At 44.7% G+C, this 16,386-nt stretch carries 15 protein-coding genes and 1 pseudogene; 8 read left to right on the forward strand and 8 right to left on the reverse strand.

Annotated features, from left to right (window positions below):
- Positions 1-88: 88 nt before the first annotated feature.
- Positions 89-1,432, reverse strand: coding sequence for an MATE family efflux transporter (locus tag ACJB0T_RS06990; RefSeq protein ID WP_479289263.1), 1,344 nt, complete (start codon positions 1,430-1,432; stop codon positions 89-91).
- A 350-nt stretch (positions 1,433-1,782) separates the two neighbouring features.
- Between ACJB0T_RS06990 and ACJB0T_RS06995 the strand changes: the two genes are divergently transcribed.
- Entirely contained in the window at positions 1,783-2,790 is a 1,008-nt protein-coding gene (locus ACJB0T_RS06995; RefSeq protein ID WP_479289265.1) for a CobW family GTP-binding protein, read from the forward strand.
- A 68-nt stretch (positions 2,791-2,858) separates the two neighbouring features.
- Here ACJB0T_RS06995 and ACJB0T_RS07000 read toward each other — a convergent pair whose 3' ends face one another.
- Both ACJB0T_RS07000 and ACJB0T_RS07005 read right to left on the reverse strand, forming a co-directional pair.
- The gene (locus tag ACJB0T_RS07000; protein WP_479289266.1) at positions 2,859-3,731 is read right to left on the reverse strand and encodes an aspartoacylase; all 873 of its coding nucleotides are present in this window, start codon (positions 3,729-3,731) and stop codon (positions 2,859-2,861) included.
- Between the two features lie 136 nt (positions 3,732-3,867).
- Complete coding sequence (locus tag ACJB0T_RS07005; RefSeq protein WP_479289268.1) at positions 3,868-5,151, reverse strand: DEAD/DEAH box helicase; 1,284 nt, start codon at positions 5,149-5,151, stop codon at positions 3,868-3,870.
- 177 nt (positions 5,152-5,328) lie between these two features.
- On the opposite strand from ACJB0T_RS07005, the gene ACJB0T_RS07010 reads away from it, so the two are divergent.
- The 3 genes and pseudogenes from ACJB0T_RS07010 to ACJB0T_RS07020 all read left to right on the forward strand — a co-directional run bounded on the left by ACJB0T_RS07010 (position 5,329) and on the right by ACJB0T_RS07020 (position 7,021).
- Complete coding sequence (locus ACJB0T_RS07010; protein WP_479292212.1) at positions 5,329-5,493, forward strand: EAL domain-containing protein; 165 nt, start codon at positions 5,329-5,331, stop codon at positions 5,491-5,493.
- Between the two features lie 154 nt (positions 5,494-5,647).
- Positions 5,648-5,932 (forward strand): annotated as a pseudogene (locus ACJB0T_RS07015) (EAL domain-containing protein); the annotation flags it as partial.
- A 453-nt stretch (positions 5,933-6,385) separates the two neighbouring features.
- Positions 6,386-7,021, forward strand: coding sequence for a murein L,D-transpeptidase catalytic domain family protein (locus ACJB0T_RS07020; RefSeq protein ID WP_479289270.1), 636 nt, complete (start codon positions 6,386-6,388; stop codon positions 7,019-7,021).
- A 105-nt stretch (positions 7,022-7,126) separates the two neighbouring features.
- Here the strand turns inward: ACJB0T_RS07020 and ACJB0T_RS07025 are convergent, their stop codons facing one another.
- Positions 7,127-8,533: a DEAD/DEAH box helicase gene (locus tag ACJB0T_RS07025; protein WP_479289272.1), complete on the reverse strand. Its 1,407-nt coding sequence runs from the start codon at positions 8,531-8,533 to the stop codon at positions 7,127-7,129.
- Positions 8,534-8,802: 269 nt separating this feature from the next.
- Here ACJB0T_RS07025 and ACJB0T_RS07030 point away from each other — a divergent pair, with 269 nt between their 5' ends.
- The 4 genes from ACJB0T_RS07030 (at position 8,803) to ACJB0T_RS07045 (ending at position 11,610) form a co-directional block, all read left to right on the forward strand.
- Entirely contained in the window at positions 8,803-10,170 is a 1,368-nt protein-coding gene (locus ACJB0T_RS07030; RefSeq protein WP_479289273.1) for an MATE family efflux transporter, read from the forward strand.
- Between the two features lie 481 nt (positions 10,171-10,651).
- The gene (gene cspE, locus ACJB0T_RS07035; RefSeq protein WP_479289275.1) at positions 10,652-10,864 is read left to right on the forward strand and encodes a transcription antiterminator/RNA stability regulator CspE; all 213 of its coding nucleotides are present in this window, start codon (positions 10,652-10,654) and stop codon (positions 10,862-10,864) included.
- Between the two features lie 397 nt (positions 10,865-11,261).
- Positions 11,262-11,408, forward strand: coding sequence for a hypothetical protein (locus ACJB0T_RS07040; protein ID WP_479289276.1), 147 nt, complete (start codon positions 11,262-11,264; stop codon positions 11,406-11,408).
- 1 nt (position 11,409) lies between these two features.
- Positions 11,410-11,610: a hypothetical protein gene (locus ACJB0T_RS07045; protein WP_479289278.1), complete on the forward strand. Its 201-nt coding sequence runs from the start codon at positions 11,410-11,412 to the stop codon at positions 11,608-11,610.
- A 220-nt stretch (positions 11,611-11,830) separates the two neighbouring features.
- Here the strand turns inward: ACJB0T_RS07045 and ACJB0T_RS07050 are convergent, their stop codons facing one another.
- The 4 genes from ACJB0T_RS07050 to ACJB0T_RS07065 form a co-directional block, all read right to left on the reverse strand.
- Positions 11,831-12,205 (reverse strand): diacylglycerol kinase, encoded by a 375-nt coding sequence (locus tag ACJB0T_RS07050; RefSeq protein ID WP_479289280.1) that lies wholly within the window; start codon positions 12,203-12,205, stop codon positions 11,831-11,833.
- A gap of 3 nt (positions 12,206-12,208) precedes the next feature.
- The gene (locus tag ACJB0T_RS07055) at positions 12,209-13,282 is read right to left on the reverse strand and encodes a DUF4056 domain-containing protein (protein ID WP_479289281.1); all 1,074 of its coding nucleotides are present in this window, start codon (positions 13,280-13,282) and stop codon (positions 12,209-12,211) included.
- A 145-nt stretch (positions 13,283-13,427) separates the two neighbouring features.
- The gene (locus tag ACJB0T_RS07060) at positions 13,428-15,251 is read right to left on the reverse strand and encodes a GGDEF domain-containing protein (RefSeq protein WP_479289283.1); all 1,824 of its coding nucleotides are present in this window, start codon (positions 15,249-15,251) and stop codon (positions 13,428-13,430) included.
- A complete protein-coding gene (locus tag ACJB0T_RS07065; RefSeq protein WP_479289285.1) occupies positions 15,248-16,324 on the reverse strand; it encodes an ABC transporter substrate-binding protein in 1,077 nt (358 codons plus the stop codon). The genes ACJB0T_RS07060 and ACJB0T_RS07065 overlap by 4 nt, the downstream gene beginning before the upstream one ends.
- Positions 16,325-16,386: the final 62 nt, after the last annotated feature.

The raw sequence follows: 16,386 nt of genomic DNA on the forward strand, positions 1-16,386 counted from the left end.
GACACTTTGAATGGATCGTTCAACCGATCATTTAGTTGTTAACTGATCGGCATTACTCTTAATGAGCGCTTTTATCAATGTGTTTTAGTTATTTCTTCAGTGCATGGATAGCGTTGGTTGGTTCTATTTCTATACACTTGTTTTTTACTTGACCTATGAACGGATACAAGAAGCCAATGCGACCGCAATAGAACAGGGTAAAGGCGAGCCAAAGACCATGATTTCCCCATAGTTCGACACTAAATGCCTGCACGGCAAGAAACACAATCAGCGTCACAATGCTTGAGTCTCTAACCGGTCTTGTCGTTCCGGTACCCGTAAAGATGCCGTACACGGTCAAGCCGAAACCTGCTACCAGAGGGAACATGAGTAGCCATGGCGTCATTTCTTGATACAAGTCGACGATGGTCTCTAGGCTTGTAAATAAGTAAACCCATTGATTCTGAAATAGAACAACGATAAGTGTTAGCAAAACAATCAATCCCGCAGTCCACTGGAAGTTGAGCCTCAAAACGCGGTCAAGCATGGATGGATTTTTCTCACCGACCGCCTTTCCTGCGAAGACACTCGATGCATTCGCCACGCCGTCAAAAAGGTAGCTAACGATAAAGGTTATCTGCATCAGGATAGCGTTAGTCGCGAGAGTGTCGGTACCAAGCTGAGCACCCGTTCGTGCCATCATGTTGAAGAAAGTGAGCAAGCAAACCGTGCGCAGCAGCAGATCTGTGTTTGATGAGACGATGGTCGCGAGATCGCTTTTGGTCATCTTTGAAGCTGACATAAGCGATGGCAACGATACTCCAGCTGTTCTGAGCACCAAACTGATACCAATGGCGAACATCACTATTTGAGAGATCAAGCTAGCATAGGCAACCCCTGCGACGCCAAGGTCGAAATAGAGTACAAATATAGCATCAAGCACGATGTTAAGAACGTTGCCAAATACTTGGGTGTAGAGTGTTTCTTTTGCTTTTGCTTGACCCATCAACCAGCCGATAACGGTGTAGTTGAGCAAGACAAACGGGGCACCAAAGATAAGAATAGAAAAGTATATCTCCGCTTGCTGCGCTACATCGGCTTCGGGTTTAATGCTCCAAAGGGCTCCCTGCCAGAGCAAAGATTTCAGGACGATAAACACCAGTCCAACAGAGGCTGCGAGTACAAACGGTCTCATTAGGCTGCTTGCCAGAAGACTGTGATCACCTCTTCCGAGTGCCATCGCACTTTGACCCGTAGTGCTGACACGAAAGAAGCCAAACAACCAATACAAGGTATTCATAATCACCGTACCGACGGCGACCCCAGCGATAAGCTCTGCCACGCCTAATTGGCCAATGACAGCAGTATCGACTGCTCCAAGTAGTGGTTGGGTGACAGTCGAAATAATGAAAGGCAGGGCAATCTTGTAATAGTCTTTGTGCGAGATAATCATAGTAGAAAAAGAGCGTGCAGCCGGTGATAATGAGATTGATTTGCGATGCTGAATGGTAGTGGTTTCTATGAACTATGTCATTAAAAGAATTGTGGAGATTGATCGAAAGGTTAAAAAGTCAGCAACGGGAACGGCTTGTTAACGTCGTATTGGTAATGAGTGCACTGCACACATGTTATGTTATAACATGTGTGCATCTTTAGTGTTATCGTGACTGACACATGAACACCATGACAGTTTGATTCGATATGCAGAGCAAGACGGCTATGCGGCCGTGAGCCCTCAGTTAGAAATTAACTGTGCTTTAAGAGACATGACAGTAAATGAACCACTTTGAGGAAAATTGAACAGTGAACGATAAGAGCAATCGTATTGAAGCAGTACCAGCCAACATCATCACTGGCTTTCTTGGTGTCGGAAAAACATCGGCAATCTTACATCTACTCAAGAGTAAACCTGCAGGTGAGCGCTGGGCAGTCCTTGTGAATGAGTTTGGAGAGATTGGTGTCGATGGCAGCTTAGTACAAGGACAATCCGGTGAGGCCGAACAGGTCTTCATACGCGAGGTTCCAGGCGGTTGTATGTGCTGTGCAGCAGGACTACCAATGCAAATTGCGCTTAATCAGCTATTGCACGAGGCGAAGCCTGATCGTTTACTGATTGAGCCGACAGGGCTAGGACATCCTAAAGAAGTGCTTGAAGTGCTCTCGTCCGAACATTATCGAACAGTGTTATCGCTGCAAAAGATACTGACGTTGGTTGATGCTAGAAAGCTCTCTGATACACGCTATACCAACCACGAGACATTCAATCAACAGATAGCGATTGCGGACACTGTCGTTGGCAGCAAGATCGATTTGTATCAAGCTGACGAGAAGCGACTGCTGAAAGCATATGTTGAGCAGGTTGGTCGCCCTGAGACTCAAGTGATATTTGCAGAGCATGGCAATATCCCGCTTATTGCCTTTGAAGGGGTGACGCTGGCAACTGAGGCGCATCACCACCATCACCACCCTCATCATTCGTCAAAACCGCTGGCCTCAGAGTTGCCAATGCCGGAGAGTGGCATGATTAAGGCAGAAAATGAAGGGGAAGGATTTAAGAGTGTTGGTTGGCGATTTGCACCAGACAAAGTGTTTGACCGTCAAAAACTAGCTCTGCTTCTTCTAGACTTGGACGTCGAGCGAATGAAAGCGGTGTTTATCACCAATATGGGAATTTTTGGTTACAACCTGACATCTGATGGGATAACCGAAATGGAGCTGGATGATTGCGTCGAAAGCCGAATTGAGCTCATTGCTCATAAGCTTGATGAGAGCATCGAACAGCGACTCCTTGCTTGTGTCACCAACGTATAGAGTCTTATATCTCAATCACTCTCTAATAAAGTAAACAGGCGGGATTCTAGTCCCGCCTTTTTTGATCTCTAGCTCACGCGAACGAGGCGTTTCTCTGCCATCGCCATTGCAGTATTACTCTGACAATAAGCACTTTCATTGATGAAATGTGGATAGACGGTGTCTTTACCTTGCCAGTGCACATCGTAGCCAAGGAAGGTGGCTAGAATAGGCTCGCCTGGCTCAACGGCGACAAAGTCTCTACCACAGAGCGTTGGGTGGACGGTCGCAAGGCGCATTCCATCGATATCGAGAGGAAACATGACCTCTTCGATATAGCCGTACGCCTCGTAGTTGTTGAGCTGGACTGTATTGTTTAAGTTTATGTTCTCAATGTAGTCGAGTACTGAGGTGAGCAAGTTCTTCATTAGCTCTAGCGTCTCGTACTTGAGTGAGCCATGAGCTTGTGCGCCGACCTCTAGCATCAGTCCATGCTGGCCAGTAGTACACAAATACGGTTGGTCTTGCCAAGATTTACGGTCTTCAAACAGGATATTCGCTTCTGGCATGCGCTGTTTGACGTAGGCACCCATCCTTGTGTAGTAAGGGTCGTTTGACAGTAGAATCAGCGTTGCACCCATATTGCTGGTGGTGTTGTGCAGGTCGATAATCAATTGATTTTCATTGCTTGCATGCTGTTTAACAAACTCGGCCGCCAATCGTTTTTCGTTTGCATCCGATTCTAAATCAGCAGATGAGAAGGCGCGATTTAAGTCTATATCGATAAAGCGCGTATTCTGTTTCACTGCTAGAGGATTACCGACCGTGTTCTTGACCTGAAATGTTGAGCGATCGGCTTGGTACACACCATCTCGAATGAGTTTTTGTAAGTAAAGGCCCGAAAGCTCGTTGCCATGCGTGCCAGCCACGAGGAGTACCTGATTGATTGAGGGGTTTGTCATATCGATATCTGCCAAATCTAAATAATTAAATGTTATAACATAACAATTAAAGCGAGATCTAGCGTTGGCTTCGTAACAATAAAAAAACGCCGCTGACGTGACACGTAAGCGGCGTTTTTAAAAGACAGTGGCGTTATTACGCGCCTTTTGACTTATTGCGGATTGCACGCATCATCTTCAAACGGCGCTCGGCCGAGCTTTGCTCTTGCTGAGGGTTGTTCTTGCGACCTTGGCGATCTTTGTATGCTGGCTTGCTGTGCATTTTGGTCAATAGGGCATCACGGCTTTTTGGCTCGTAGCCGGCAAGTTGGATGCGCTTAATACGCTGCTGGATAAGGTTTTCAACTTGTACCAGCGTCAACTCTTCGTCACGACTTACAAAAGAAACAGCATGGCCTTGTTGTCCAGCACGACCAGTACGACCGATACGGTGAACGTAATCTTCCGCAAGGAACGGCATGTCGTAGTTTACAACGTGCGGTAGACCTTGGATATCAAGACCGCGCGCTGCAACTTCGGTCGCGACCATGACACGGGCTTTACCCGACTTAAACTCTTCGAGTGCGCGGCGGCGTGAGCTTTGTGCCTTATCACCGTGGCATAGAACTGCCTTGATACCATCAAGCTTAAGCTCTTTAACGACCTCGTTTGCGGTTTCTTTGTAGTTCACGAATACCAAAACTTGCTGCCAGTTTTTACGGCCGATTAGCTCAGACAGTAGCTCTAGCTTGCGTTCTTCATCAACAGGGTAAACCACGTGGAAAACCGTCGCGGCCGTTGAGTTTTCTTCGTTAACAATAACGCGCTTCGGCTTACGAAGAAGATCTTGTGCTAACGCGTTCATTTGTGATGAAGAGGTAGCAGAGAACAACATGGTTTGTGGGTGACCCGAAACACCACTCATGATAGTACGGATAGCGCTAATAAAGCCCATGTCTAACATGCGGTCTGCTTCGTCGAACACGAGGAACTCAAGGTTAGCAAGGTTTAGGTTACCAAGCTCAATGTGTTCAATCAGACGACCCGGTGTAGCCACTAATACATCGGTACCATTCTCAAGCTTACGCTCTTGAGAAGACATTTTCGCACCGCCATAAACCGCGGTGATATTAAGATCAACGTACTTGGTGTAGTCGGCGATGTTGTTGGCAATTTGATCGACGAGCTCGCGTGTTGGTGCCAGAATCAGTGCTCGAGTCGTTGCACGGCCAACTTGCTTTGGTGTATCCAGCAATTGTTGGATGATTGGCAAAGAGAATGCAGCCGTTTTACCCGTTCCCGTTTGCGCATGAGCAAGGATATCGTGCCCGCGACGTGCGTGAGGGATCGCCTGTTGCTGAACAGGGGTGAGTTTTTCATAGCCGCACTCAGTGAGGGCTTGTGCTATCTCTGGTGAAAAACCTTGTGATGAAAATGACATTCTATGTTCCTAAAAGCAGATGACCGTGTTCTCTTGACCACAACAAAGTAAGTTTAGAGCGTCATGGTCAAGATGGCCGCTGATTATAAGGGAAATCTCTCACTATGTGGCGACTAATTTCGGATCTTTTCATGATCGAGGGAATGAGCCTTGCTAATACCTAAGGAGATGTCAGTGATGAAAGTTGTTCACAATGGGCACTTGCTCCATCTAAAGCAGCTTTATACGGCACTCCAGAATCAGGAGCTACAGCTGTACTTTATGCCTCAGATCTCAATGAGTACCGGAGAAGTGGTGGGTGTTGAGGCACTCATGCGTTGGACGAATAAGGAGTTTGGATAACTTTCGCCGGCAGAATTTATTCCTATCGCCGAGCGTAGTGGGGTAATTCACTATTTTACCCACAGGGTGATAGAAAACGTGACTCAATCTATAGATACCTTGTTACAAAGATGGTTCCATGCTCAATTAATATCTCGTCAGCAGATTTTGCCAGCACAACGTTTTTAACTCATTGACTGGATTAATAAAAAATAGTCACCCGCAAAATATTACACTAGAAATCACTGAAGCGTTATTAGCTGAAGATAGAGAAGGAACATTAAATAAGTTACTGAAGTTAAAAGATATTGGTGTCAGTATTTCATTAGATGATTTTGGAACTGGCTTTTCTTCAATGAGCTATCTTGCTGATTTTCCGATAGATGAGATTAAAATAGACAAAGCCCCTGCCGACAATTTACGGCAAAGTAACCGTTCGCAGGACATTTATCATGCGTAGATCCTGCTCTCAAGTTCGTTGGGCTGTCGCTGTGTGGCGGAAGGAGTTGAAAATAATGAGTAATTTGAATGGCTTAAGAGTAATGGCAGTGATGTATCACAAGGCTTTCTACACTATAAACCTATGCCGTTGAGTGAGTTAGAGAAATTATTTAAGACCCGAGATTAAGTGCGTTATATGGTTTTTGGCGTTTATTAGACAGTAAGGAAAACGAAACTGAGTGAATACTTAACTGTGTTCACTAAGCAAAGTTGTTTATTTGATTGTGGCAACTTATTGATGTTAAAAGCATTGGTTTTAGAGAGCTTATTTATTTCACGATCGCATTCAAATAATGATGTAAAAATCGGTGAATACGATTCTAATTGCCGAAAAATTAGGCTATTATTGGCGGCTTGTTAGGGGCAGTGACGTCCAGTAAATTAATTTAACTTAGCTTAACTTGTTGTAATAATGGTAAAAAGTATTTTTTCGCCGTTGTGGGTGTTGGCATTGACGGCCGTTGTACTGTTTTCCCACAGCGCACGTAGCGAAGTAAAATTAGAATCAGGTTCGATTAAACGTATTTATAGCAGTGCACAACTCGACGGAGTGGTTGATTTTCAATTATTTAAGGATGCGTACCTTGCTTATGAGAAAACCACCAACCGCAGTAAGTCGTTGTTGACCATCATCGATTATTCAAAACCATCGACGGAAAAACGCTTTTTTGTCATTGATATGGATAAGAAATCGTTAGTGTTTAACACTTATGTCTCTCATGGCGTCAATAGCGGTGAGAAAACAGCGACTAAGTTTTCTAATATTGTTAATTCTCGCAAGACATCCTTAGGCACCTTTTTAACCGACTCGACTTACTACGGCTCGAACGGCTACTCTTTACGCTTGGATGGATTGACCAAAGGCGTCAACGATAATGCTCGAGAGCGCTACATTGTTGTCCATGGCGCAGATTACGCCAATGAGTCTTTTCTCAAACAAAACGGCTATCTAGGCCGCAGTTGGGGATGCCCAGCACTGCCAGAGCATTTGTCTCGACAAATTATCGACACGATTAAAGGCGGAAGTGTTATTTACGCGAGTGCTTAATAGGATTAGTAGCTTAGGATAAATAGATTAGTTTGAATGGCTTAATTTATTGATTATTAACAAAAAGGCTCACATATTTTGTGAGCCTTTTTTGTATTTGACGAATTAACTTGGTTTCGCTTTATTAGGGCGAGAGCGATTTGGTCTTGGTTTGCGAGACTTGTTCGCTGCTTGTTCACCACCACTATTTGGCTTGCGCTTGAAATTGAACTTTCTTGGCTTGCGTGGCTTGTCTGAACCTGTGTTTTCCTTTGAAGCTGCGCCGTTGTTTTGCTTTTGCTTTTGCTGGCCTGGTGCCTGCTGCGGCTTAGCTTTTTTCGGTTTCTTAGGCTTTTTCGCTTTGATTGGGCGAGTATCGAGTTTTGATTCCGGGAGTTCATGTACGGGTTTGAAGCCCTCCAACTCATGTCTTGGCAGCAACTTACCAATCAAGCGCTCGATGGAAAATAGCTCTTTTGCTTCGTCTGCACAAACCAGTGAGTATGCGTTGCCCGTTTCACCTGCGCGACCCGTACGACCGATACGGTGCACGTAATCTTCAGATACGTTTGGTAAGTCGAAGTTTACCACTTGTGGCAACTGAGGGATGTCCAAACCACGCGCGGCGATATCGGTAGCGACCAATACGCGAACTTCACCACTTTTAAAGTTAGCCAGCGCTGTCGTACGAGCACTTTGGCTCTTGTTACCGTGTATTGCCAAAGCCGTAATGTCTTGGCTTTCTAGGTAACGAGCAAGACGGTTGGCACCATGTTTAGTTCGACTAAATACCAGCACCTGCTTCCAGTCACCATCTTGGATAAGCTTGGCAAGCATCGCCGGCTTTTGCTTTTTATCCGCAAGGTAAATACTTTGTTCCACCAAGGCTGTGGTTGAGTTTGGTGGCGTCACAGATACTTCTACCGGATCGTTAACTAGGCCTTTGGCTAGGTCACGGATCTCATTTGAGAAAGTGGCTGAAAAGAGTAGGTTCTGACGTTTTGCAGGCAGTAGATCGAGAATCTTTTTGATGTCACGATAAAAGCCCATGTCCAGCATTCTATCGGCTTCATCAAGTACCAGTACTTCCAATTGAGAAAACTTGATCGCGTTTTGCTGATACAAATCCAAAAGGCGGCCTGGTGTCGCTACCATGACATCGCAACCTTTGCGGAGCTTCATCATCTGTGGGTTAATTTTTACGCCACCGAATACACACTGAGAAGTCAGGGGTAGATGGACGCTGTATTTGAACACGCTCTCATGAACCTGTGCGGCAAGCTCGCGGGTTGGCGTTAAAATCAGCGCGCGAATGTGGTTACTCTTGACGCGATTACCGTTATCGAGATTTTGAATCAGTGGTAGAGCAAAGCCAGCGGTTTTGCCTGTGCCCGTTTGAGCGGCTGCCATGACATCTCTGCCTTCAATAACGGCAGGAATAGCTTGCTCTTGAATGGGCGATGCTTTCTCATAACCTAATTCTTTAATAGCGCGCAGAATAGGTTGGGAAAGACCTAAAGAATCAAAACTCATAGTGATACTCAGTTTAAGAAAAGAGGAGGGCAGATTGCCTTGAAGTGCCATAACCCCAAGAATAGGGCAAGGTGCGCTATTCTGCGTGGTTTTGTGATGAAGTTCAATACAATTTTGGTTGCATTATTTCAGTGATTTAGGCCTAAAGCAGTATTGAATTTACCTGTTAAGGTGTTTATATTGTCGCCGCCTTAGACAGGCACACCCTAAAATGCACACTCGCCATCCCGCCTCCATTGGTGCATTTATATTGGTGTTAGAACTTTCCCATGCAAACGACAATGCGTCCTTTAAATCGCTTTACCCGTGAATCGGGTGCGCTTATGAACCTGTCGGTTCCTATTATTCTGACTCAGCTTGCTACTCAGGCAATGGGTTTTGTTGATACCACCATGGCTGGTCAAGTCAGCGCTGCAGATCTTGCGGCGATTGCTCTAGGAGCAAGCTTGTGGATCCCGGTACTTCTTTTGCTACGCGGCGTTATTATGGCTTTAACGCCGGTAGTGGCATTTCATCGTGGTGCTCGTGACTTCGATAGCATCTCTATTGAGTTTTTCCAAATGGTATGGCTAGCACTGTCTTCTAGTGCATTGTTGATTGCCTATTTGGTCAGCGCAAAACAGATCCTAGAGTGGATTGGTGTGGCACCAGAAATCATCCCTATTGCAAGTGATTACGCTTATGCATTGGCCTTTGGCGTACCGGGGATTGCGCTGTTTTATACCTTAAACGGCTTTTGTGAAGGCATGAACAATACCAAGGCTCCAATGATCATCTCGGTGATTGGCCTATTGGTTAACATTCCGGTTAACTACGTGCTCATTTACGGTAAGTTCGGCTTTCCTGAGATGGGTGCCGTTGGCTGTGGTTGGGCGACAAGTTTGGTGTATTGGTTGATGTCAGCGCTACTTTACTCCTACATTCGCGGTCATCACCATTTTAAAACCATTATCCGTTTTACCGATGTGAAACCTAGGTTTGCTGAGATCTTCAATCTATTGAAGCTTGGCCTACCTATTGGAATGAACATTGCGGTGTGCGGTAGCATCTTCGCCGTTATTGCGCTTTTGATTGGTCGTATTGGTGCCGAAAACGTTGCAGCAGCACAGATTGCGCTTAACATTTCGAGTATGACCTATGTGATTCCAATGAGTATTTCCTTTGGTATTACGATTCGTGTTGGTCACGCTCTGGGTGCAAAAGACAATGTTGGCGCAGTAGAGCGAAGCAAAATTGGTATCGTGGTCGCGGCGATGTTATCACTGTGCTCGGTGGCGATGTTCTTGCTGTGCCCGGATTGGATTATTCGTCTCTATACCACCGACCCTGCGGTGAGTGCGACGGCGGCTACTTTATTGGTATTTACGGCTATGTATCAATTTAGTGATGCGTTGCAGACCTCGGCTAACGGTGCGCTGCGCGGCTATAAAGATACTAAGGTGCCGATGATTTTGGCGATTGCGTCTTACTGGGGCTTAGCTCTGCCGCTCGGTGTGGTGTTAGGATTGACGGATCACATAGTGCCTGCCATGGGCGAGGAAGGCTTTTGGGTGGGCATTTTGAGCGGATTGACGGTTGCGGCCTTATTGATGCTGCTGCGTTTGCGCTCGGTGATAAAGCACCGTGCTTGTTGTTAAGTGGCGTTTACACGTTTGTACTTACAATGAAATAGGGCGCGATAGATAGAGTTATTTATCGCGCCTTGTTTGTATCAAGGACTCCTCACGATAGGGATTAGTCTTAATTCACAGAAGGAAAGGCATGGTGGAAACTTATAGATTAATGACCATGTGCATCCCAACCCGCTATGGTTAGTACTCTGAGACTCTCTTTACTGATAGATTGTTGAACTTCCCAATGAAAGTACGGATTACTTTAATTTAACTGCATGATTTATAAGTAATAAAAAATACTCAAAGAAAATTATATCTATTTTGTTAATACAGTGTATAGTGTACGTCAGCTCAAACAGTGAGCTATTGATAACTTATTTAGTTCAAGCTTTTCTCAGTTCTCTATCGATTTGATTCATCATATCTATCCTGCCCTGCGATACCTTTTTCTTCATTCCTTATTTAGTAGCTCTCTTTCTAACACAATCAAACTATCGAGATATACATGTCAAATAAAACAACGGGTTCAGTAAAATGGTTCAACGAAACAAAAGGCTTTGGTTTTATTGCACCAGATAACGGTACTGCTGATGTATTTGTTCATTTTAGATCAATTACCAGCGACGGCTTTAAAACATTAACGGAAGGTCAAAAAGTTTCCTTTAATGTTGAGCAAGGCTCTAAAGGCCCACAGGCAGCAGACGTTACTGCACTGTAAGAATTCTGATGAGATCTTTTCGACTTTTTAGCAACGAAAAGATCTCTGTATTTTATTATTTATTAAGGAGTTAAATTATTAGAAAGTCCAATCGTAAGAAATATTGGTACTATGTTTTGCGTGAGAAAAATCAACTTAAGAGTAAAATCTAGTCGGTGTTTTTCAAGGTAGTTGTATCAAGTTAATTACTATCTTTATCATACCAGCACCTCTTGGTCAGCGACCATAAATCAGCTTAATAGCGATGTTCTGACACGTCATGTTCTTCATAGAGGAAATGTTAATTGCTTAAATTTACATTTCTCATTTAGTGAATTGGAACAAAAAGGAAAAATACTAAACTCCCAAAATATGGTCTTAGGGGATTTTTATATTTCTTAAATCAAGGAGATTAGTTTTGAAGAAAACAACAGAGCGTAAAGTCAAAAAAGAAATTGTCGATAATAGTGAAAGTGATTCTCGCAAAGATACCATTCACGAAGTAAGAAAAAAGATCGAGAATATTCTAATAGAACGTGAGCGAAAAAAATTATGGGATCTATAAAATGAGAAAACCTGCAAAGAAATCAAGTAACAAAAACCGCAAGAGCAGCTTTGAAGAGAAATTTTCCCATATGGTCGCTGAATATCAAAAAGAGAAAGAAGTTTTAGATTCTTTGGTTGAAGGCACACCTGAGTACAACAAACAGAAAAGAATCTGCGACAAGCTTTTTGCTAGTGCTGAACGGTTCATAAATGCAAACTAAATCGCTTTCTTTCTTCCTGCCATAAAGAGCGATTGAAGGAAGCAGGTGCGAACCCTAACTACTTTGGCACTTATTCTATGCGATGTAAACGATCAGAAACGGGCTGCTACTGCAGTCCGTTGTGGTTTCTAGGCGCCCCGAATAACTTCAGCTGACCCTCTTGGTACGTCAAGCCTATCTCTTTTTCTATCTAATGGCTTTCGCTATTAGCAAGTTGGAGCTAACTGAAATGAGCCCAAAGAATTGAGCCCCACACCATCATGGCAAGACCGATGGCCAAAAACACGGCCGCTGAGCCGAGGTCTTTTGCACGCCCTGATAACTCGTGACGTTCAAGACCGATACGATCTACCACGGCTTCCACCGCAGAGTTCATCAGTTCAACAATCATAACAAAGATAACACTACCCACTAGAGCAGCTTTGGCAAACAAAGAAACATCTAACACAGCAGCGATAATGACCGCAAAAATCAGCGCTACACATTCTTGGCGAAAAGCAGCTTCGTTTTTCCAAGCGGCGACCAGGCCGTACCAAGAGTATCGAGCGGCGTAAATAATGCGTTTTATGCCAGTATTTTTTTGAATCTCAGTCATGGTTTAGTTCAACTTTAAAGTAAGTGCATCGTTGCGATTGTTTTCGTGCTTGTCATCAACAGACTTAGAAATATTGCCAATCGCTTGGAACTCTTCATGAGTCCAAACTGCTTTATCTTTTAATGAGGCCGGCAGTATATCAAACGATTGAATATTGTCAGCTTTTACTAACTGTAGTTGTCCGTATTGTTCAAGCCTTGCAAACTCAGATAAGCTCAGCGGTGTGCCGTTCGAAACTGCATTTGGAATGAGATCCAAACTAAAATGATAATCGCGTGTTTTCACTACCCATTTGTTTGGTAGTCTTTTGCTGCTGTCCCACCAGATGCCATCGAGCTCTTTGAGCTTATCGATACTCGTATCTTCATCTTGTGCTTCTAGCATTTTTAAGTGCTTACGGAAATACTCTGGCAATAGAACCACAAACGCCTCTTGGGTAATGTCTGGGTTGATTCGCAAAATCTCATAGGCAATGAGCGCACCGAGCATATTTGAATAGAGATCTTCTGGCGAAAACGCCGATGGATACTCTTTAAAACCACCCACAGAGACTAAGCCGTACCACTGTGCAATTTCATGCCATTGAGCAAGACGAAACGCGAGTAGTGCCGCCAGCTTAGCTTCATCATCCTGTTCTGCGTCTAGCTGGTTTAGGTTATTAAATACGATGCGCCGGTCACGCAGCTCTGGCGTAAGGTTCACTTGATAGCTGTCGCTGTCGCGCTGCTTAAGAGAGTGATATAAATAGAAGGCAAAATCCGCGGTATCTCGAACGTGCGCAGTATCGATAAAGCCGCCTTTATTGGTGAAAATGAGTCCATTTACTTCGTCAGATGCGCCAAATAGGCTGCCGACAACACTGGCTGAGCCATCATTGAATACGTGCGCGTCGACATCTTCAGTATTGAGAACATTCTTGATTGAGTAGAAAGGAACAGGGACGCTTCCTAGTTCCGCTTTAAGGCCCGTTCCAAAGGCGCAGCATGGTCTGATCCCTACTGGTACGGTCTCGGATTCTGCGAAGCTTGGCGCAGCAGCGGTAAAAGCAAGACTTAGTAGCATTAGTATTTTTTTCATAGGTGAACCAAATCAGTGAGTGGAACAAAAAAAAGCGCAAGATTGTGCAGTGTACGCACCTGCGGTTTGTCAAAAAAATGCAATAATTTGTCGTGAGAATAATAAACGTTTGAATAAATAGTATTTACCTTTTTCTGCCAATTCGCTAATCAAGGTCTTGCGGTTCTGATTGAACTTGGTTTCGCCCGTTCTGCTTTGCTCTGTATAAAGCCGCATCGGCGCTTTCCAATAATTGCTGCGTTGTCACCTGTTCTTCGACGAGTTGATGAGCAACGCCAACTGAAATCGAAAGCACGTTGAACGGATTGTTTCCTGAATGTGGAATGTTGAGTGATAGGATTTCTTGGCGCATTTTTTCCGCCAAGGTCGTGGCTTCTTGAGCTGAGACATTGACCAGCAAGGCACAAAACTCCTCGCCGCCAATACGCGCGACCATATGACCACAGGGAACAAGCACTTGCTTTAAAGTATTGGCTACATAACGCAGTGCAAAGTCACCTTGAACATGACCGTAAAGGTCGTTGTATTGTTTGAAGTGATCGACATCAATCATCATGGTAGTAATACTGCTGACAAAGAGGCTATGAGTATGATGTTCAAGCTCGCTCATGAATGGGCGGCGATTCGGCAACCCAGTTAGCTCGTCAGTTTCTGCTGCGATGTGCAAACGTTGATTGGCTTCTATGAGTTCCTCTTGCAGCGCGGTCATTTCTTTCTGGCTGCGCAGTCGCAGATGCATTTCACTGACGGTGGTTGAAAGCCGGCTTAAAGTTGCTCGCTGCGTGTCACTCCAGTCATGTGCGCCGTGGATGTTGGAGGCAATAAAAAGGCCAAATATCGCTTTACCATCGATCAGGGGAAAAATGGCTATCGAATCGATTCCTAGCTTCTTCATCATGCTGTACTCAGAATCCGCTTGGCTCTTCAGAAACTCAATATCATTAATCACAATAGGTTCCAGAGAAAGTAGACGACGCTGCAGTAATGCCATCGAGCCGATATTGAACCCCTCGAGGTAAGGGTTTTCACTACCATCGGCTCGCCATGAATAGCGATAGTGCGCAATATTGTCGTCAATAGTGAGTACGCTGAGTCTGTCGATGTCGAGCAAACGGCCAATGGGCTCAAATGCACGATACATAACTGTTGCCATGTTGTCCTCGCTGCAGGTCAGAATATTGAGTGACATATCGGCGAGGATACGATGCAGTTTACTTTGGGTTTTGTAGGCTTTGGTTTGAATCTCGATACTCTGTTCGAGTTGATTCTGATGATGGAGCAGTTGTCGCTCTGTACGTCTTTGTGCCGCTATCGCGCGCCTTGAGGCGTTATTCAGGTTTTGCAGTGCTTTCGCAACGTAGGAGAGTTCATCTTGACGCTGAGTCAGACTGTCAGGCAGCTTTAATTTACTCGACGTTTGAGGGTTGATGGTTTTCGATATCTTATAAAGCTCGTTAAGCGGTTTGGTGACGAGCGAGTAAACCACCACAACAACAATGGCGATTATCACTAAGGCTTCTAGGGTGTTTAAAAGAAAACCTAATGCTAACCGAGATAATACTTCTTCTTGAATCTTTGAGTCGTCTATTTGATAGGACAAGGTACCGAGCATTCTGCCGTTGTGGCGTAGTTCATAGCTGTGAGTCGTCGAGGTTAACAGTTCGGATACGTTAGCGTCGAGCATGGTACCATCAGTACTTTTGAGCTGAATATTTTGGATGTTGCTGTCTTTACTGATGCTGACTAGCAGTTGCTCTAGTTGACGAAGATCCAGATCCCAGAGCGCTTCTGAAATGGGGTAATACAGGGAGCGTACATGGCTCAGGGTATTCGTTTCGGCTTGATTCATTTCTTGTTGATAGTCGACATAGGCTTGGATCGAAATGTTCAACAACGCCAAAAAACCGGTAGCAATCACCATGATGGCGATGATTTTGTGTCTGAGTGTTTTCATAGGGAGCAATGTCACTTTAGCTCCTCAGACTTGGGTACAAATGGATCGATAGGGTTTTGTTGAATGTCGATTTTTCGGAAATCAATCCGCTGCCAGTTCTTATCTTTTAATAGGTTGTAGAACTCAGAAGGGTAAGGCACTGTGCGAAATAAATTGTATTTGGTGCGCTGTGGCCAAGCCTTACTGTGCAAATAGTAATGGATTTTGACTAACGACAGACCTACCGCGGTGAAATGGCCTCCTGCCAGAGAGGAGACTTCGCCTTTAGACAAGGCGTTTAACACTTGGTTGGATGTGTTGATTGTCCCCACAAAGATGTCACTGCCGATTGTGATATTGGCCTCTTCGATGGCCTTAATGGCGCCAAACGCCATGTGATCGTTTGCTGTCCATAGGTAGCGTACGTTGTCATGTCTATTCAACAAGATTTTGGTCTGTTCATAGGCAATGGATTCGGACCAGTCTCCGTAAACGCGTTGGGCTAGGGAGGTATTCTCATTTTGCATGATAAATGATGTCGCCCCTGCCTCTCGATTGTTGGATGCAGGAGTAGCTTTATCACCAGAGATGAGTAAAAAGTCCCCCGGCCGTCCTCTACCTTTAATAAACAGATCCTGTGCACTGACAAACCCGATATGATAGTTGTCTGGAAATACTCCAGGTAGCAGTCGATTAGACCAATCAGGCATGTTGGACATAAGTCGTTTGTCATTGGATGATAAGTCATTGAGTGCAAAAGTGACTTTGATTTGTGGAGACGTTATAGATTCAAGCAAGGAGAGTCCCGTACCTTTTTCGTTCACTAGAATGACAAAATCAGGTGAGGGGCTTTTCTGCATTCTTTCGATGAGCTTTTGGCGGGTCAGAAGTCGGTCACGCTCACCATGGATTATCTCTAGTTGCAAGCCCAAAGCACCTGCTGCCGCTTGTGCATAGAGGTCGACATCATGCCAAAAGCTTTCCTGCGCAAACCCAGGGTTTACGAACAACACTCGGCTATCCGCTTGATGTGGCGTATTGTCGACTTTCGCTGCAATGGCTGTGTCTAATAATAAACAGTAGACGCAAAGCGCCCAAATCACTCTCATAACAACACTCCCTGTGTTAGAGGAAATTATGGAAGTGATTTGTGAAAACGTCGAATAGTTGT

It is taken from the genome of Vibrio sp. CB1-5 (assembly GCF_059412285.1).